Here is a 16,975-nt window from a genome sequence, read left to right on the forward strand (position 1 = left end):
CGCTTGCCGAGCATGGCTCGGCACTACAGATCGGGCCTTGTCGGTAAAGCCCCTGCCGAGCATGGCTCGGCACTACAGATCGGGCCTTCCCGGTAAAGCCCTTGCCGAACATGGCTCGGCACTACAGATCGGGCCTTGCCGGGAAGGCCCCTGCCGAGCATGGCTCGGCACTACAACTGAAAAACCCCGGGCAAGCCGGGGTTTCTCAGTACAACAGCTACAACACCGCTATGCGGTCTTGTCCTTGATCGTGGTGCTGGGGCCGTTGCCCTTGACGCTGGTGATGCCGGCTTCGCGCGCGGCCTGCGATGAATACATCTGGCTGCTGCCGATCACCTGGTGGTTGGCCGCTTTCAGATTGAAATGGTAGCGACCGTCACTGGCGGTCTTGCGCTCGTAGTTCGCTTCATCCGGGCTGTTCTTCTGCACCGAAGCGATACCGTTCTCCGCCCCGGAACGCGCGGTGTAACGCTCGCTGGTCAGGATGACCTCGGCGTTGCCTGCCTTGAGCACGAAATAGAACTGACCGTCGCTGCTCTTGTCCAACTCGTACCAACCTGCCATTGCAATACCCCGCTTGAGGATGATGCCGGCACGCTGCCGCCCTGCTACCGCCGCCGCATGCGTGGCTGTTGCCCGGATAACCGGACGTTGGAAGCCGCTAGCTGCCGCGGCTACAGGTGCGACTCTACCTCAATCTTCTGTCCGTTCCAGCCAGGCCAGCTTGCGCTCACGCGGCAGTTGCTTGATCTGCCACTCGGCGCGCGACGCGGCCGAGCGATCGGCATAGGCGCGACTGGCCAGTATCCGCAGCGGCGGGTGCGCACGCGTATAGCGTGCGCCCTTGCCGGCAACATGGGCCAGGAAACGGGCCTGCACATTGGTGCTGATACCCGCGTAGTAGCTGCCATCACGGCACTCCAGCAGATACAGAAACCACAGCCCCTTCACCTGACCCTGCCCCGATTTACAGGCTGGCTGCGTCGGCAATCTTGCAAAGGCCCTCGCCAACCGCCTTGTTGGAGGTCATCTGACCGCCCTTGATGCTGAAACGCACTTCAACGCGCACGCTGCCATCAGGCTGGCGGCGCACGGTGGTACGCAGCGGCACGGTCGAACCGCCACCGCCACGGACCGGGTTTTCGGCGGCGATATAGCCGGTGGTCTCGTTCGGGTAGATCCCAACCATGCCTTCCGCTTCAATCGCGGCCACGGTCTTGGCGAACGCGTCGGCGTAGCTGACACCTTCATGGTCGGTCGAGGCCAGGAACTGCTTGCCGCTGGTGAAGCCACCGGCCACCGACAGGTTCTGCAGGCAGCCACTGCCCGAGTCCACGACTTCCTTCTTGGCCAGTGCCAGCGACGGGACCAGCATCAAAGCCAATGCCACGGTGCACATACGGGTACGCATCAGTTCCTTCTCCATGGAGCGTTGATTCATAGGCTTCCTGCCGGAAACGGTGCTCCCCTGTCTCCACAGCAGGCGGGAGGCCTATCGCCTCCCGCCGCGTAAATTACTTGGGCAGCCCGATGTGCGCCAGTGAAACTGTCACGGAATCCTCAGGCAGCTGCTTCCAGCTGGGCGCGGCGGCGGGCACGCACCGCTTCGGCCAGACGCTCCAGCACCTGCACGGTGCTGTCCCAATCGATGCAGCCGTCGGTGATGCTCTGGCCGTAGACCAGCGGCTGGCCTTCGACCAGATCCTGGCGGCCGGCAACCAGGTGGCTTTCGATCATCACCCCGACAATGCGCTGCTCGCAGGCTTCCAGCTGGGTAGCAATGTCATCGATCACCTTGGGCTGATTCTCCGGATTTTTGCTGCTGTTGGCGTGGCTGGCATCGATCATCAACCGCGCCGGCAGCTGCGCCTTGGCCAGCACTTCGCTGGCGGCCTGCACGCTGGCCGCATCGTAGTTCGGGGTCTTGCCGCCGCGCAGGATCACGTGGCAATCCGGATTACCGCGGGTGGCGACGATGGCGGTGCCGCCTTCCTTGGTCACCGACAGGAAGTGGTGCGGGTGCGAGGCCGCGCCGACTGCATCGGCGGCGATCTTCACATCACCGGTAGTGCCGTTCTTGAAGCCAACCGGGCACGACAGGCCCGAGGCCAGCTCTCGGTGCACCTGGCTTTCGGTGGTACGCGCACCAATCGCGCCCCAGGCCACCAGGTCGGCGATGTACTGCGGCGAGATCACGTCCAGGAACTCCACGCCAGCCGGCAGGCCGAGGCGATTGATGTCACGCAACAGGCCGCGCGCCACACGCAGGCCCTTGTTGATGTTGAAGCTGCCGTCCAGATCCGGGTCATTGATCAGGCCCTTCCAGCCCACCGTGGTGCGCGGCTTCTCGAAGTACACACGCATCACGATCTCAAGCTCACCGGCCAGTGCATCACGCAGCGGACGCAGGCGCTGGGCGTACTCGATTGCCGCTACCGGGTCATGGATCGAGCAAGGGCCGACCACGACGGCCAGGCGGTCATCCTGGCCGTGCAGGATGCGGTGCAGCGAGGCACGGGCGTCGGCCACGGTCTGCGAGGCTTGTTCGTCACAGGGCAGCAGCGCCAGCAGCTGCGCTGGCGAGGTCAGGGGTTCAAGTTTGCGGATGCGCAGATCGTCGGTATGGGGGGGCATGGGGGTCTCCAGTTCAAAGCAAGTGATTGGTTTGGCCCCAGCGTGGCGGCATGAAAAAAGCCGCCAGGTTCGCTGGCGGCTTTTCGGGAATGCATCTGAAAGTTTCTTCAGGGTAAGCGCAGTCCTTCCTCCGCCAGCGGCTTGGGAAAGTAATACCAAAAGTAAAAGCTGGCGCGGGCTGCGTTCATGGGGAGCATTGATAACACGGTTTTTTGTGCGATGCGACAGTTTCAGCGGCAACAGACCCCGGCCGTCGCTACGTTCAGCTTCGCGAAGCGAGCAACACCACCTCGCCGTTCCAGCTTGCATCGGGCTGCTGTGCGAGTGTCAACTCATCCACGGAAACGCCCAGGCTCTGCAGCATCTGCAACCACGCCATCACATCAGCCGGGGCGCCACTCAGGACGAGCTTGATGCGCTGATCCGCCTGCTCCAACCCAGTGATTGCCAGCCCATGTTTGTCCGCCGCCGCTGTCAGCAGGGCGGGAAGCTGCTCCGGGTTTGGCATGGCAGTGCGTTGTGCGGCTGCAATCAAACGTGGCGCATTGGCACGCAGATGCGCCTGCAGCTGCTGCTCCGCGGCGACATTGCTGCGGGCCTGCTGCAGTGCTTCGCGGGTCGGTACCCATGCAGCAAACCAGAACGCCAGCGCAGCCGCAAACGCCAACAACAGCTGTAGTGCGATGCGCTCGCGCGGCGCCAGCCGGCGCCAGCGCGCGGCAAACCGAGCACGCATGACCTGCGCTCGGGGCGTACTTGAAACAGTCGCACTCATTGCGCTTCTCCAACACTCAATTGCAGGCCCGCTTCATCCAAGCGCGCCGCCTTCACCCGCAGCGGCATGGACTGAAGACCATGTTGCAGCTCCTCCAGCGCTGGGTGCTCGCCCTGCAGTTGCAGCAGCAGCTCTCCCTGCCTCGCTTGATAGTGCATCCGTCGCAGTTGGACATCCGTTGTGGCCGGCATGGCCTCGGCAACCGCGGCCAACAACGCCCGCAGCTGGGTGGTGGAGTCGCCTTGGCGTAGATGCTGGTCGAACTGCGCTCCCAGGTCGACGATGCGTCGCTCCTGTGGAAACAAACCCTTGTAGATGGCTTCGTTGGCTTGCCGGTAACCGGCTGCCTGCTGGTTCAACAGCCATGCCTGCGCGCCATCAAATGCAAGCTGCGCCAGCAGCACAGCCGCCAGCACCCATGCCACCGGCTTCCAGTGGTGCAGGCGCAGGCTGGATGCGGGAGCAAATGCCTCCTGCGCCAGATTCAATGCACGCCCACACTGCCCCGCCAGCCACGCCAGCTGCGCGCCTTCAAACACCTGTAGATCCAGCGTCGCACCGGCCGGAAGCAGCGGTATGTCATCACGCGCGTGGAATACCTTGCAGATCCCTGGTAGTCGCTCCAGCACTGCAGGTAGCTGCGTTGGCGTCAGCGCGAGCCGCAGCCCATTGGCATCGGCCAAGAGGCAACGCGAGCTGTCCCAACACAGGCTCGCAAGCGCATTCGGCAGCAGGTCCGCATCCACATGGATCGCGCCTACCCGCACACCGCTTTCGCGCAGACTACGCAACCAGCCCTCAAGCAGAGCGCGCTTGATGGCCACGACCCGATGCTGGCCATCGTGCAGGCGCTCTCCCAGCACCAGATGCATGCCCTCCACCTCTTCTGCCAACAGCGGCTCCAGTGCATAAGGCAAGGCTTTCAGCTGCCAGTGTCTGCTACCGGCGGGCAGGCTGACTGCACAACTTGCGACGTGCTCAACCGGCACGATCAAGGCGATCGTGCGGCCTTTGAGCGTTGCCAACGCCTCCTGCAATGGCAACTGCGCTGCCTGCAGACCATCACTCCAGCTGACCTGCAGATCATCCTGCAGGTCAGCGCTGCACCATGCAGGCAGGAACAGGCATGGCAATGACGGTTGTGACTTCATCGATCTTTCTCGGGAAATACAGGGGGAGCCAACTGCCGGGCAACCACCTGCACGCTGCCCGCATCGCGGCGCAAGGTGCTGAGCAGACGCAGGCGGCGTTCGCCTATAGCGACTTCAGTGCTGGCGAGGAACCAGTTGCTACGCACCGCCAAGCCGCTGCGCGCCACCAGCCGCCGCTGCAACAGCGGCTGAGCCAGCGCCTCATCGACACTGGCAAAACCATTGCCGCCGCGTGCAGCGGCCAGGCGCTGGCCATCGGCAAGGCCTAGACCATCAGCAAGACTGGCCAACAGCAGCGGATCGGCGGTATTGAGATTGAGCGCGGCCGTTGCCGGCAGTGCAGTGACATGCGGCAGCAGGCGTTGGTAAACCGCGTCGTCGACACCGGCCAGCAAGCGCAGCTCACTGACATCGCGCAGTGCACGGCGCGCAGGCCGATACGCCGGCTCCCGGCGCTGGTATTCGCGCTCGCCGGACAGACGGATCGCGTCCGGCGCCAACGACGGCGCCAGCCACGCCACCAGCTGCCAGGCCAGCTGCGGATCCAACCGCAGCAGCACCAGCAGGCGCTGCAGACGTGCCAATGCCGCGCTATCCAGTTCGCCGTTGTGCACGACGCTGTTGAGATTGAAGCGGCCGGACAGATCCTCGATCGACACGCCCAGCTGACCACCGTCCACCGGGTACACCGGCAAGCCCTGCGCCCAGACCTCGCCGCGATGATCGATGCCGGCACTCTGGCGCAGGTCCGCTGTCAGCAGCGCACTGGCCAGCTGCTCCCCCCCGCGCGCGTACTGCCATGCCTGGCGTGCATGCAGCTGATTCGCGCTGGCGCGTATCGACAACTGCTGACGGCTGACCAAGGCCGCACATACCGTGGCGGCCAGCGCCACCACCAGCAGCACGGTGATCAACGCGACGCCTTGCTGTGTGCGTTTCATGGTGACTGGCTCGCGGCATCGCCTGCGGGCAGCAACAACACCCGTCGCAGTGCGCCAAATCGCGGGTGCTCAATCCGCACTTCCAGCGCGCGCGGCAGTGGCTGCGTATCCGTCCCCTGCCATTGCGTGCGCCATATTCCCTGTAGATCCAGGTAGCGCCATTGCAGGGCGGTGATGTTCTGCAGGACCTGCTGCCGCTGCGCGGCGCTGTCATCGGCACGGTCCAGCACCGGCCAGTACTCGCGCAGCAGCTCCGAGCCCTCATGGCGCCAGTGCACCCGCTGCAATTGTGCACGCGGCGCGGCCTGCGGATTGCTCCAGCCAGCGCGGGTCCACTGCAGTCCCTGGCCATCAGGATCACTCCAGAATGCAGGCTCATCGCCTCCGTCGCTGGTCAGGACCGGCCGCGCGACGGCCTGCTCGACATCACGCTCAAGGCTGGTCATCGCCCGCAGCAGTTGCCGCAGTTGCTGCTCCTGCTCACGGGTCTGCGAATCCACACGTATCGCGGACACCAGCATGCGATGGCTGGCAATGCCGATCAGGGCGAAGATCGCCACCGCGACCAGCACTTCCAGCAGGGTGAACCCGGCATCCGCGTGCTGTCTCACTGCCCCACTCCGACGAAGCCGGTCAGGCTGACGCCACCATCCTCACTGTCCGCATCTGTCACCCGCAACTGCACCAGCCGCAGCTGCGGCTCGGCGGTGGTGTGCATCTCGCACCGCACCCGCCAGCGTCGATTGCCCTGTTCGACGACGACATCACTGCCGCACGCCGTCGCACCGCGCAATTGCAGCTCGGCCAGGGTGGTATCGGCCAGCCAGCCGGCCAAAGCGCGGTTCTCCAACAGGCGCGCGTTATGCACATGGCGCTGCAGGGTGACATGCACCATCGCGGCGACCACGGCCAGCACCGCCAGCGCCACCATCACTTCCAGCAGGGTGAATCCACGGGCCGCTCTCATGGCGACGACACCTGCTGTACCTGCGGGTCGTTGAAGCCGTCAGTGCTAATCCGGTAGGCAAGGCCGTGCTTGTCAGTGGCGGTCATGGTTGCGCTGAACGGCGTCGACTGCGCCGAAGAGGACAGCACGATCTGCGGCGGCCGTGCATCGGCGCCGGCTTCCGCCAATGCGACCGGAGTGCCTTCCACGCTCAGCGACAGCTGCATCGCCTGCGGCAGCTGTCGCGATGACCAGTCCGGCTGCGCGCGCCAGCGTCCATCGCGGACGTCGTAGGCACGCACCTCATAGCCCTGCATGCTGATGTGCACGCCGTACTCGCGGTTGTCCTGCACCGCCTCATCGGCAAGCAGGCGCAGCACCGCGGCAAAGCGCTCGGCTTCTTCGCGCAACACATAGCCATCGCCATGCGCTGCCCCGGACAAGCCCACCGCACCGGCCAGCACGCCAATGATCACCATCACCACCAGTACTTCCACCAGGGTGAAGCCGCGCGCATGCCGCACGCTCAGATGTCCCTGCTGTCCAGGTCGGCGTCCAGTGCATCGCCACCTTCGCGGCCATCGGCACCGTAGCTCCACAAGTCGTAGGCGCCCTTGCTGCCCGGCGCCAGGTACAGATAGGGCTTGCCCCAGGGATCAACCGGCAGACGCCCGAGGTAGCCCTCGGGATTCCAGTTGTCGGCACCACTGGGCGGACGCTGTACCAACGCTTCCAGGCCCTGCTGGGTATCCGGATAGCGGCGGTTGTCCAGCCGATACATCTCCAGTGCCGAGGCAATGGCCTTGAGATCACCGCGGGCGACGGTGACCTTGGCCTGGTCAGGCCGTCCCATCACCTTGGGCACCACCAGCGCGGCAAGGATGCCGATGATCACCACGACCACCATGATTTCTATCAAGGTGAAGCCGGCTTGCTGTCTTGCCGATACGTTCATTGCTGTTTCAACCCACCAGTTGGTTCAAGGACATGATCGGCAGCAGGATGGCCAGCACGATCAACAACACCACCGCACCCATCAGCACCAGCATGAAGGGCTCGAACACGCCGATCAGCAGGGCGATACGCGCGGCCAGATCGGTCTCCTGGTTGCGTGCGGCGCGTGCCAGCATCGCGTCCAGCGCACCGGATTTCTCACCTGCGGCAACCATGTGCAGCAGCATCGGCGGCAGTGGCGTGTGCTGCTGCAGCGCACGGGTCAGGCTGCCGCCTTCGCGCACAACGACTTCAGCCTGCAGCAGGCCAGCCTTGATGCACTGATTGCCAACCACCTGTGCGGCAATACGCAGCGCATCCACCAAGGGCACGCCACTGCGCGCCAGGATTGCCAGCGTCGAAGCAAAGCGCGCCGCATCCAGGTCACGCAGCAACAGGCCGAACAGCGGCAGCTGCAGCAACGCCGTGTCACAGCGCAAGCGTCTGGCTGACTGCTGCAACGTACGCCAGGCCAGCACACCGGCAACAGCCAGCACGGGTAGCAACCACGGCCCCCACTGGCCGAGCGCGTTGCTGCTGGCCACCAGCGCGCGGGTCAGCCAAGGCAGGGGTTGGCCGGAATCGATGAAGACATCGATCACATCCGGCACCACGTAGCCCAGCAGAAAACCAACGATCAAGCCTGCCACCACCAGCAGGATCAGCGGATACAACAAGGCCAGCTGGATGCGCTGCCGTGACTGCTGGCGCTGCTCGGTATAGTCCGCCAACTGTTCCAGCACCACGCCGAGATGACCACGTTCGCCTGCCGCGACCATGCTGCGGTAGATCGCGGGAAATGCACGCGGATACGCCGCCAGTGCTGCAGCCAGGCCGTGCCCTTCCAGAATCCTGCCGCGTACCGCCAACAAGGTCGCTCGTACGCGCGGCTTGCTGGTCTGTGCGGCGACCGCGCGCAGGGCTTCTTCCACTGGCAACGCGGCCTGCACCAGGGTGGCCAGCTGCCGGGTCAGCAGAGCCAGATCGGCGCTACCGATACGTCCGCCGCCGCTACCACTGGCCGCGCCTTCGCGCGCCGCGACCGGCTCCACCTGCACCGGTGCCAGATTGCGCTCGCGCAGCTGCTGGCGTGCCAGGCGTGCGCTGTCGGCTTCGACCACCCCCTTGTGGCGACGGCCATCGGCGGACAAGGCCAGATACTCGAACGCCGCCATCAATCACTACTCCGTACGACCCGGGCACTCACAGGTCGCGCCCTACCCGCAGCACTTCTTCCAGCGTGGTCACGCCATCGAGCACCTTGGCGCGGCCGTCGTCCAGCATCGACGGTCCTTGCCGCCGCGCCTGCTCCAACAGCTCAGCCTCGCCAGCACCGGCATGCACCAGGGCGCGCAGTTCGGGACCGAACTCGACCAGCTCGTAGATACCGGTGCGGCCCCGGTAACCCTGGCCTTTGCAGTGATCGCAACCGACCGCGCGGAACAGCAGCGGCCGTTGCCAGGCTTCCATGCCCAACTGCGCGCACTCGGCGCTGGAGGCCGGCGTTGCCACCCGGCACTGCGGGCACAGCCTGCGCACCAGCCGCTGTGCCAGCACGCCGAGCAGCGAGGAGGACAGCAGGAAGGACTCAATCCCCATATCGAGCAGACGGGTGACCGCACCGACCGCGCTGTTGGTATGCAGGGTGGACAGCAGCAGGTGGCCGGTAAGCGAGGCCTGCACGGCGATGCGCGCGGTCTCGCTGTCACGGATCTCGCCGACCATCAGCACATCGGGGTCCTGGCGCAGGATCGCGCGCAGGCCACGCGCAAAGGTCATGTCGATACGGCCATTGACCTGGGTCTGGCCGACGCCGTCGAGGTGGTACTCGATCGGGTCTTCGACGGTGAGGATGTTGCGCTGGCGGTTGTTGATGGCGCGCAGGCCGGCATACAGGGTGGTGCTCTTGCCGGCACCGGTGGGGCCGGTGACCAGCACGATGCCGTGCGGCCGGCACAGCATCGCCTGCATCACCCCAACATCGCGCACCCGCATGCCAAGGTGTTGGAGCGACAACTGCCCGGATTGCTTGTCCAGCAGGCGCAGCACCACCCGCTCGCCATTGGCCGCAGGCAGGGTGGACACACGGATATCGACTTCGCGCCCAGCAACCCGCACCGAGATACGACCGTCCTGCGGCAACCGCTTCTCGGCGATATCCAGCCGTGCCATCACCTTGATGCGCGACACCAGCAGTGCCGCCAGCTCGCGCCGCGGCTCGACCACGTCGCGCAGGATGCCATCCACACGGAAACGCACCACCAAACGGCGCTCGAATGATTCGATGTGGATATCGGAGGCATGCTCGGCCAGCGCCTCCCCCAGCAAGGCATTGATCAGGCGGATGATCGGTGCATCGTCCTGCTGATCCAGCAGATCCTCCACCTGCGGCATGCCCTCCACCAGGCTGGCCAGATCCAGGCTGTCGCCGAGCTCGTCGGCCATGCTCATTGCAGTGCCGGAGTCCTGCTGGTAGGCCTGCTGCAACGCCAGCTCGAAGGCCTCGTCGGCCACGATCTGCTGCGCCAGTGCGCAACCGGCAATGCGCTGCACTTCAGCCAGCGCGCCCAAGCTGGCATCACTGCGGCAGACGATCTGGCGGCCAGCATCATCCAACAACACGCCATGGCGGCGCGCAAACGCAAACGGCAGGCGCAATGTCGGCATGCCGCCAGCAGATACCGGCGCCGCCGTGAGCTCCATTTCAAACATCAATGTTGCAAGGTGATATCGCTGCGCGGAGCGATGTCACACTTTCCCCTGTAAAAACGTGCCCGGAAAATGCCATGTTCCGGGCAAAAAGGCGTGACTTCGACATCGCTTTCCGGATGACCATCACACTTCCGTACGTATCCGCATCGCACTCTCTTACATACGCAGCTAGAGTACCGGCTTCGCAAAATCCGACACTGCGAAAACAGGGGAAAACCAGAGATCTTTGGCGCGGCGTTGCCTGAAAAGTGCAGCGTGCTTCCCCTTGTGCGCGCGGATTTTGCCAAGGGAGATGCCGTACCACCGATGTTCCAGTCTGATACCTCCAAGCTGCTGCCGAAGATCGTCGCGATCCTCATCACATTTTCTGCCGTCGCCGCGCTGTCCTGGCAGGCGCGTCAGCTGTATCTGCAGATGAGCCGCCCACCCGTCAGCGCCCGCACAGCGCAAGTGAGCCTTCCGCAACTGTCGCCGCAACGGCTGCAACGGCTGTTCGGCAATCCTGCGGTGGCGGGAGCAGCCACTCTGCAAGGCGTGCAATTGCAGGGTTGCATCGTCGCCGCCGACCCTGCGCAGTCGCAGGCACTGATCAACATCGAGGGCCAAGGTGCCTTGAACCTGTTGGTGGGTGACGAGTTCCTGCCCGGCGTGGTGCTGCAACAGATTGCCCACGACCATGTGCTGTTCACCCGCAATGGCGTGAATGGAAGGCTCGACTTTCCCGGCCCTGCAACGCAGCAGCCAGCAGGCGGTGTCGAATGATCCACGCAACCACACTTGCCCTGCTGCGCAGAGCGGCGCTGCTGTCCTTGCTGGTGCTTGCACCGACAGCGCTCAGCGCCACGCCAGCCGGCGATGCCCCCAAGCAATGGAGCATCAACATGAAGGACACGGATATCCGTGACTTCATTGGCGCGGTGGCCAATATCACCGGCGACACCTTGATTGTCGACCCACGGGTGGTCGGCGATGTCAGCGTGACCACACAGGAACCGATGACACTGCCCGAGGTCCGCCGGTTGTTCCTGTCGGTGATGACCGTGCACGGCTTTGCGGTGATCGAAGAGGATGCCCAGACCCGGGTGGTTCCGAACGATGAAGCGCACGTGTTCGCCGATGGCCGCGGCCGTGGTCCGGACGCGATCGAAACCCGCGTACTGAGCGTACAGAACGGCAGCGTCGCCGATCTGCTGCCGATGCTGCGTCCGCTGGTACCGGCCAATGCCCACCTTGCGGCAGTGCCCACCGCCAATGCGCTGATCATCAGCGATAGGCGCGGCAATATCGCCCGCATCGAGGCCTTGCTGCGGCAACTGGACGCGCCCCGGCTGCATGCGCACAGCGCCTACGAGGTGCGCTACGCAAGCGTGGAAAGCCTGCAGAAGCTGCTACAGGCCAGCATCGCTGGCAACAACAGCAGCAAGGTGCTGGCCGATACCCGCACCAACCGCCTGCTGATCTTCGGCCCCGAGCAGGCCCGCGAACGGCTGCTGGCGTTGGCCCGCTCGCTGGATGTGGATGCGCCGCGCTCCACCACCACCCAGGTGATCCGCCTGCAGCATGGCGATGCCAAGCAGATGGCGCAGACCCTTGGCGCGATCGGCGATTCCATCAAGCAGGAAGGCGATGACAAGCAGCCCCAGATCGGCACCTTGATCCGTGCCGATGAAAGCCTCAATGCGGTCGTCATCCACGCCAAACCCGAGATGCTGCAGGTGCTGAGCGACATCGTCCGGCAGCTGGACATCCCACGCTCGCAGGTGTTGGTGGAAGCGGCCATCGTCGAGATTTCCGGCGATATCGAGGATGCCCTGGGCGTCCAGTGGGCACTGGATGGCGGCTCACGCAACAATGGCGTGGGTGGCGTCAACTTCAACAACACCGGCATGTCGATCGGCACCCTGCTCAGCTCGCTGGCGGCCGGCACTCCGCCAACGTCGCTGCCATCCGGCGCCATCCTCGGCATCGGCAACAGCAACTTCGGTGCGCTGGTGACGGCGCTGTCGACCAATTCCAGGAACAACCTGCTGTCCACGCCCACCCTGCTGACCCTGGACCACGAGCCAGCGGAAATACTGGTCGGCCAGAACGTGCCGTTCCAGACCGGCTCGTATACCACCACCGGCGATGGCACCAGCAACCCGTTCACCACCATCCAGCGCCAGGACATCGGCGTGACCTTGAAGGTGACGCCGCACATCAACCAGGGCGGCACTTTGCGGCTGGAGATCGAGCAGGAAATTTCCTCGCTGGCGCCTACCCCCAACGGCATCACCCTGTCCGACGTGATCACCAACAAGCGCTCGATCAAGAGCACCATCCTGGCCAATGACGGGCAGGTGATCGTGCTTGGGGGCCTGATCCAGGATGACGTCAGCCATACCCGCTCCAGCGTGCCGCTGCTCGGCAGCATCCCTGGCCTGGGCCGCTTGTTCAGCTCCACCAGCGATACCCGGGTCAAACGCAACCTGATGGTTTTCCTGCGTCCCAGCGTGATTCTCGGGCAGGGCGCGGCCAACGACATGAGCGCGCGCAAATACCTGGATCTGCGCAGCGCACCGAGCACTGGCGGCAAGTACGCCAACCCGCTGCCTGCGGCGGCCGAACAACTGTTCAACGCCGACCAGGCATCCGACCGCGCCAGTCCGCCGGGCACCGGCAACTGACGCGGCCAGCGGCCGCAATGACACCCGGACGTTGGGATCCGGATGTCTGCAGCCACACCACGTTTCAGCACTTCAAAACCAAGGGGAGTAATTCTTGAAGAACGCACTCAATCCGCGCGTCCTTGTTCTGGCGCTGTCCACCGCCCTGCTGGCTGCCTGCGGCGGTGGTGGCGGTGGTGGTAGCAGCAATGGCGGTGGCAGCAATGGCGGTGGCAACACCGGCGGCGGCACCCCCACCCCGGCCGACCCGTACCCGGAACCGACCAGCGCGGCCTATGACGAAATCGAGCTCAAGGGCTTCTACGACATCGACGCCAGCGGCGCCACCCGGGCGGTGCGCAATGATCTGACCGGCAATCTGCCGGCCATGATCCAGTTCGCACAGAGTCACACCGTCGACCCCAGCGGCAACGAAGCCAAAAACATGCCGCGCCTGACCACCGAGCGCGCCGCATTGCTGCTGGTCACGCCCGATCCCTCGTTGCAAGGCGTCGAATCGGTCAAGGTCACCGTGTCCATCGACGGTGCGGTCAAGGGCAGCTTGGACCTGCTGCATCCGAACGCGATGTACCGCTCGGACTACAACAACAACGACGGCCGCCCCGACTACAACTACTCCCGTCGCGCCTGGTCGGTGCCGCTGCCGTGGGATTGGGTCAAGCCAGGCATGAGCCTGAGCATCACCGACAGCAAGTCACGCAGCGGCAGCCTGGCCGCCGACAAGATCGAGTTCGGCGCACCGGCAGAACTGGTGGTGCACAGCATCCGCCTGGGCATGCTGACCGCCCCGCCGGCCGAGAGCGATGCGTTCTGGCTGCTGAAGAACCCGGAACAGGGTGCGGCTGACTACTTCCAGACCATTCCGGCCGCGCGTTTCACCGTCGCCTATTACGAACCGATGCAGCTGGACAAGGTGATGGTCGCCAACGGCACCATCTACGACACCGCCAGTGCTGGCGAAGGTGACGTGTATTCCGGCGACATGCGCGAAAACACCGGCAAATCCACGGTCAGCGTCGGCATCAACCTGGCCAACTTCGGCGCAACGGCCTCCGGCATGGCCGGGCAGTCGCAGCCACAGTGGTTCCAGAACGTGGTGGCGCACCATGCCGTGGGCAGGTACAGCAATGGCGTACAGAGCCACGGCTTGAGCGGCGGCAACGGCATGCTCACGCTGTACTCCACCAGCGGCAACGAATTCAGCCACGAAATCGGCCACCACTACGGGCTCGGTCACTACCCGGGCCAAGCCGGCGACAACTACTTCCTGTCCGGCCACCACCATGACAGCGGCTGGGGCTACATCTCCTACCGCAAGCGCATGCGCGGCAACCTGCATTGGAGCCGTGCCAAGACCGACGGCCTGGGCGGCATGCCGATCTACGACGACAGCTACAGCTTCGCCACCGATGCGATGGCCGGCGGCAACTATTCCAGCGCGCTGTCACGCTATACGCACTACACCGGCTACAGCACCCGGATCGCGATCCAGCCGCGCCTGAACAAGCCGGTGCCAACGCAGAGTTCGGCCACCGGTTACCTGGGCTGGAACGCGGACACCCGCAGGATGGAACCGGTGACCGGCAAGGTGCCGACCAACAAGGAGCTGTTCTTCAACTCGGCAGACGGCAACTACCTGAAACCACGCCTGGTCGGTACGCCGGTCTTCACCGTGCTCGGCGGTTATGACCCCAGCACCGGCAATGCCCTGCTCTACCCCGCTTTCCGCGGCAATTGGGGCAATGTGTTCGACCTGCCGGCGCCGCTCGCCACTGCCTCCAGTCGCCAATGCTGGCTGGAGGTGACATTCAACGGAGGCAGCAGCAAGCGCATCGCCGTTGCTGGCAACGTGCTGCAGAACGGTTCGGTCAACAAGCTGCATATCAACCTGGCCCAGGCCGACAAACCGCAACAGGCCAAGCTGCAATGCCAGGACGCCGGCGCAGCGGTCAACACCCTGGCAACGATGAGCTTCCCGCAGGATCTGCCGCCAATGAAGGCACCAGTGGTGGTGGGCAAGGAAGCTGGCTACAGCGCGTTGCGTGCGGTTGAGCTACCGGAACTGGACACCCTGCTGGCAGCCGCCGCTGGCAAGCCACTGATCAACCTGGGAGCGCGTGGCAACCTGCTGTATGCCAGCTGGGGCGACGACGCCAGCGGTCTGTCCAGTGAAGCCCGGCAGGTGCGCGATGCCTACATCGCCCAGGAAACCCGGGCCACACGCCTGAATCGCTGGATGACCCGCTACCGCACCGACCTGCAGGCCAGCAACAACACTGCGGCAGTGGAAGCACTCAAGAAACTGCTCGATACCCTTGGCCTGCGCAAGACTCCGCTGTTGCCGGCCGGCCAGCAGATGCTGGTCACCAACAGCAAGCACTGCCTGAAGACCGAGACCGTCGATGGCAAGCTGTCGGTCTACATCGCCGATGCCAGCACCTGCAGCGGCGCCGACAACGAGCTGTGGATGGCCGATCTGCGCGGTGCAATCCACAGCGCAGCCAACCCGGCCATGTGCCTGTCCGGCAGCGGTGGCAACAATGCCGCGGTGACCCTCGGCAAGTGTGATCGCACGCTGGATGCACAGATGTTCGATCTCAGCGCATTGCCGACGATTGGCCGTAATGGCCGCTGCCTGGACCTGTCTGGCGGCTTCCTGACCGCAGGCCGTGGCAAATTGATCACCTACAGCTGCAGCGGTGGTGCGAACCAGCGTTGGACCGGACTGAGTGCCAACGACAACGCCTTGCTGGCGCTGCTCAGCCCCAACAACCTGGTTGTGCTGCGTGGCTTGAACATCCAGTAATCAGCAACCGCCCGGGGCCACCGCGCCCCGGGCTTGCGCGCAGGCAAATGAATCCATCAACTCCACCATTGCGTCTGATCACTTGGTTGGCCATTGGCGTGTGCGGCAGCATCACCGGCATCGCGATGGCGCAACCCGATGGGCACGACCAACGACCGCCGTTGTACCCCGCCGGCACCTCGCAGGCACCCAGGCTACTGGCGACCTTCGTGCATCCGCAGGCTGACCGCTCGTTGGCGGTAATCCAGCAAGCCGGCGCGGCATCACAGACGCTGCACGTCGGCGAGCAGATCGATAGCGGACTGCGCCTGCACGCCATTGCCCGCGACCACATCGTGATCGCCCGTGGCTCGCAACTGTTTAGCCTGCGTCTGCTGGGCCAGGGCGGGGCACGCAAGCAGGCAGCGCGCGCACCGAGTGCTCCGACAGCGCCCGACACCATCAACAGTACCGTTCCCAGCAATGGCAGGGCCCTGTTGCGCGCGGACAACCTTGATGCAGTGCGCGCCGCCTGCAGCGACACCACCACCATGTCGGCACTGCCCGATGCACAGAAAGCCGAGCTGGCCGCACTGGGGCTGTGCAACGCGCCTTGATCGATGCAGGGCACGCGCCCTTCGACGGCGGATTCAGCAACGCAGCGCATACTGCTGACTGGTCCCGCCTGCGATGGTCATTCCAATGAACGACACCTCTTCCGATCCGCTGCAGATTGCCTGCCCGCACTGCAACGCGATCAACCGCGTCCCCGCTGCGCGCCTGTCACAGGCGCCATCCTGCGGCCGTTGCCACCAGCCACTATTTGCGGCCGCGCCGATTGCATTGAATGCAGCAGCTTTCGAAGCACACGCCAGCCGCTCGCAGATTCCGCTGCTGGTGGATTTCTGGGCCAGCTGGTGCGGCCCGTGCCGGCAAATGGCACCGGAGTTCGCCAAGGCCGCCGTGCAGCTGGAGCCACGCATGCGCCTGGGCAAGCTGGATACGGAAGCCGAGCCGGCCATTGCCACCCGCTATGGCATCCGCAGCATTCCGACGATGGTGCTGATCCACGGCGGCCGCGAGATCGCCCGGCAATCCGGCGCGATGCCGGCCAGCAGCATCGTGCAGTGGGCAAGCGCGCACCTGTAGTGCCGAGCCATGCTCGGCAGAGGCCTGCCCAACAATCCCGAACGCCTCACCTGTAGTGCCGAGCCATGCTCGGCAGGGGCCTGCCCAGCAATCCCGAACGCCTCACCTGTAGTGGGGGGGGGGGGGGGGGGGGGGGGGGGGGGGGGGGGGGGGGGGAGGCGGGCGGGGGGGGGGGGAGGGGCGGGGGGGGGGGGGGGGGGGGGGGGGGGGGGGGGGGGGGGGG

General features: G+C 64.9%; 18 protein-coding genes. 5 read left to right on the top strand and 13 right to left on the bottom strand.

Annotation, left to right across the window (positions count from 1 at the left end; genetic code table 11):
• Positions 1 to 228: 228 nt before the first annotated feature.
• The 13 genes from ACVOL0_RS17690 to gspE all read right to left on the bottom strand — a co-directional run bounded on the left by ACVOL0_RS17690 (position 229) and on the right by gspE (position 10,143).
• A complete protein-coding gene (locus ACVOL0_RS17690) occupies positions 229 to 564 on the bottom strand; it encodes a YegP family protein (RefSeq protein ID WP_481513173.1) in 336 nt (111 codons plus the stop codon).
• Between the two features lie 129 nt (positions 565 to 693).
• Positions 694 to 951: a GIY-YIG nuclease family protein gene (locus tag ACVOL0_RS17695; protein ID WP_481550191.1), complete on the bottom strand. Its 258-nt coding sequence runs from the start codon at positions 949 to 951 to the stop codon at positions 694 to 696.
• Positions 952 to 967: 16 nt separating this feature from the next.
• A complete protein-coding gene (locus ACVOL0_RS17700) occupies positions 968 to 1,441 on the bottom strand; it encodes a hypothetical protein (protein WP_481550192.1) in 474 nt (157 codons plus the stop codon).
• A 119-nt stretch (positions 1,442 to 1,560) separates the two neighbouring features.
• The gene (locus ACVOL0_RS17705; protein ID WP_481550193.1) at positions 1,561 to 2,634 is read right to left on the bottom strand and encodes a 3-deoxy-7-phosphoheptulonate synthase; all 1,074 of its coding nucleotides are present in this window, start codon (positions 2,632 to 2,634) and stop codon (positions 1,561 to 1,563) included.
• A 262-nt stretch (positions 2,635 to 2,896) separates the two neighbouring features.
• Positions 2,897 to 3,370 carry a type II secretion system protein GspM gene (gspM, locus tag ACVOL0_RS17710; protein ID WP_481550194.1) on the bottom strand — a complete coding sequence of 158 codons (474 nt, stop codon included), beginning with the start codon at positions 3,368 to 3,370 and terminating at the stop codon, positions 2,897 to 2,899.
• A 35-nt stretch (positions 3,371 to 3,405) separates the two neighbouring features.
• A complete protein-coding gene (gene gspL, locus ACVOL0_RS17715) occupies positions 3,406 to 4,560 on the bottom strand; it encodes a type II secretion system protein GspL (protein ID WP_481550195.1) in 1,155 nt (384 codons plus the stop codon).
• On the bottom strand, positions 4,557 to 5,501 hold the full coding sequence (gspK, locus tag ACVOL0_RS17720; RefSeq protein WP_481550196.1) for a type II secretion system minor pseudopilin GspK: 945 nt from the start codon (positions 5,499 to 5,501) through the stop codon (positions 4,557 to 4,559). The genes gspL and gspK overlap by 4 nt, the downstream gene beginning before the upstream one ends.
• Positions 5,498 to 6,112, bottom strand: a complete 615-nt coding sequence (gspJ, locus tag ACVOL0_RS17725; RefSeq protein ID WP_481550197.1) for a type II secretion system minor pseudopilin GspJ — start codon at positions 6,110 to 6,112, stop codon at positions 5,498 to 5,500. The genes gspK and gspJ overlap by 4 nt, the downstream gene beginning before the upstream one ends.
• Entirely contained in the window at positions 6,109 to 6,468 is a 360-nt protein-coding gene (gene gspI, locus ACVOL0_RS17730) for a type II secretion system minor pseudopilin GspI (protein WP_481550198.1), read from the bottom strand. The genes gspJ and gspI overlap by 4 nt, the downstream gene beginning before the upstream one ends.
• A complete protein-coding gene (gene gspH / locus ACVOL0_RS17735) occupies positions 6,465 to 6,971 on the bottom strand; it encodes a type II secretion system minor pseudopilin GspH (RefSeq protein ID WP_481550199.1) in 507 nt (168 codons plus the stop codon). The genes gspI and gspH overlap by 4 nt, the downstream gene beginning before the upstream one ends.
• Before the next feature lie 2 nt (positions 6,972 to 6,973).
• Entirely contained in the window at positions 6,974 to 7,402 is a 429-nt protein-coding gene (gspG, locus tag ACVOL0_RS17740) for a type II secretion system major pseudopilin GspG (protein WP_481550200.1), read from the bottom strand.
• A gap of 7 nt (positions 7,403 to 7,409) precedes the next feature.
• A complete protein-coding gene (gspF, locus tag ACVOL0_RS17745) occupies positions 7,410 to 8,615 on the bottom strand; it encodes a type II secretion system inner membrane protein GspF (RefSeq protein ID WP_481550201.1) in 1,206 nt (401 codons plus the stop codon).
• 28 nt (positions 8,616 to 8,643) lie between these two features.
• A complete protein-coding gene (gene gspE / locus ACVOL0_RS17750; protein WP_481550207.1) occupies positions 8,644 to 10,143 on the bottom strand; it encodes a type II secretion system ATPase GspE in 1,500 nt (499 codons plus the stop codon).
• Between the two features lie 315 nt (positions 10,144 to 10,458).
• On the opposite strand from gspE, the gene ACVOL0_RS17755 reads away from it, so the two are divergent.
• The 5 genes from ACVOL0_RS17755 (at position 10,459) to trxC (ending at position 16,752) form a co-directional block, all read left to right on the top strand.
• The gene (locus tag ACVOL0_RS17755; protein WP_481550202.1) at positions 10,459 to 10,914 is read left to right on the top strand and encodes a type II secretion system protein N; all 456 of its coding nucleotides are present in this window, start codon (positions 10,459 to 10,461) and stop codon (positions 10,912 to 10,914) included.
• Complete coding sequence (gene gspD, locus ACVOL0_RS17760) at positions 10,911 to 12,818, top strand: type II secretion system secretin GspD (protein ID WP_481550203.1); 1,908 nt, start codon at positions 10,911 to 10,913, stop codon at positions 12,816 to 12,818. Before ACVOL0_RS17755 ends, gspD begins: the two co-directional genes overlap by 4 nt.
• Before the next feature lie 94 nt (positions 12,819 to 12,912).
• Positions 12,913 to 15,624, top strand: a complete 2,712-nt coding sequence (locus tag ACVOL0_RS17765; RefSeq protein WP_481550204.1) for a M66 family metalloprotease — start codon at positions 12,913 to 12,915, stop codon at positions 15,622 to 15,624.
• 68 nt (positions 15,625 to 15,692) lie between these two features.
• The gene (locus ACVOL0_RS17770) at positions 15,693 to 16,220 is read left to right on the top strand and encodes a type II secretion system protein N (protein ID WP_481550205.1); all 528 of its coding nucleotides are present in this window, start codon (positions 15,693 to 15,695) and stop codon (positions 16,218 to 16,220) included.
• Between the two features lie 85 nt (positions 16,221 to 16,305).
• Positions 16,306 to 16,752 (top strand): thioredoxin TrxC, encoded by a 447-nt coding sequence (trxC, locus tag ACVOL0_RS17775; RefSeq protein ID WP_481550206.1) that lies wholly within the window; start codon positions 16,306 to 16,308, stop codon positions 16,750 to 16,752.
• Positions 16,753 to 16,975 lie beyond the last annotated feature (223 nt).

This window comes from Stenotrophomonas sp. STEN021 (assembly GCF_056760175.1).

Bases quoted from the DNA above. Each gene is read 5' to 3' on its own strand.
- ACVOL0_RS17690 (WP_481513173.1), bottom strand. From the start codon at position 564: ATGGCAGGTTGGTACGAGTTGGACAAGAGCAGCGACGGTCAGTTCTAT.
- ACVOL0_RS17700 (WP_481550192.1), bottom strand. From the start codon at position 1,441: ATGAATCAACGCTCCATGGAGAAGGAACTGATGCGTACCCGTATGTGC.
- ACVOL0_RS17705 (WP_481550193.1), bottom strand. From the start codon at position 2,634: ATGCCCCCCCATACCGACGATCTGCGCATCCGCAAACTTGAACCCCTG.
- gspM (WP_481550194.1), bottom strand. From the start codon at position 3,370: ATGCGTGCTCGGTTTGCCGCGCGCTGGCGCCGGCTGGCGCCGCGCGAG.
- gspL (WP_481550195.1), bottom strand. From the start codon at position 4,560: ATGAAGTCACAACCGTCATTGCCATGCCTGTTCCTGCCTGCATGGTGC.
- gspK (WP_481550196.1), bottom strand. From the start codon at position 5,501: ATGAAACGCACACAGCAAGGCGTCGCGTTGATCACCGTGCTGCTGGTG.
- gspI (WP_481550198.1), bottom strand. From the start codon at position 6,468: ATGAGAGCGGCCCGTGGATTCACCCTGCTGGAAGTGATGGTGGCGCTG.
- gspG (WP_481550200.1), bottom strand. From the start codon at position 7,402: ATGAACGTATCGGCAAGACAGCAAGCCGGCTTCACCTTGATAGAAATC.
- gspF (WP_481550201.1), bottom strand. From the start codon at position 8,615: ATGGCGGCGTTCGAGTATCTGGCCTTGTCCGCCGATGGCCGTCGCCAC.
- gspE (WP_481550207.1), bottom strand. From the start codon at position 10,143: ATGGAGCTCACGGCGGCGCCGGTATCTGCTGGCGGCATGCCGACATTG.
- ACVOL0_RS17755 (WP_481550202.1), top strand. From the start codon at position 10,459: ATGTTCCAGTCTGATACCTCCAAGCTGCTGCCGAAGATCGTCGCGATC.
- gspD (WP_481550203.1), top strand. From the start codon at position 10,911: ATGATCCACGCAACCACACTTGCCCTGCTGCGCAGAGCGGCGCTGCTG.
- trxC (WP_481550206.1), top strand. From the start codon at position 16,306: ATGAACGACACCTCTTCCGATCCGCTGCAGATTGCCTGCCCGCACTGC.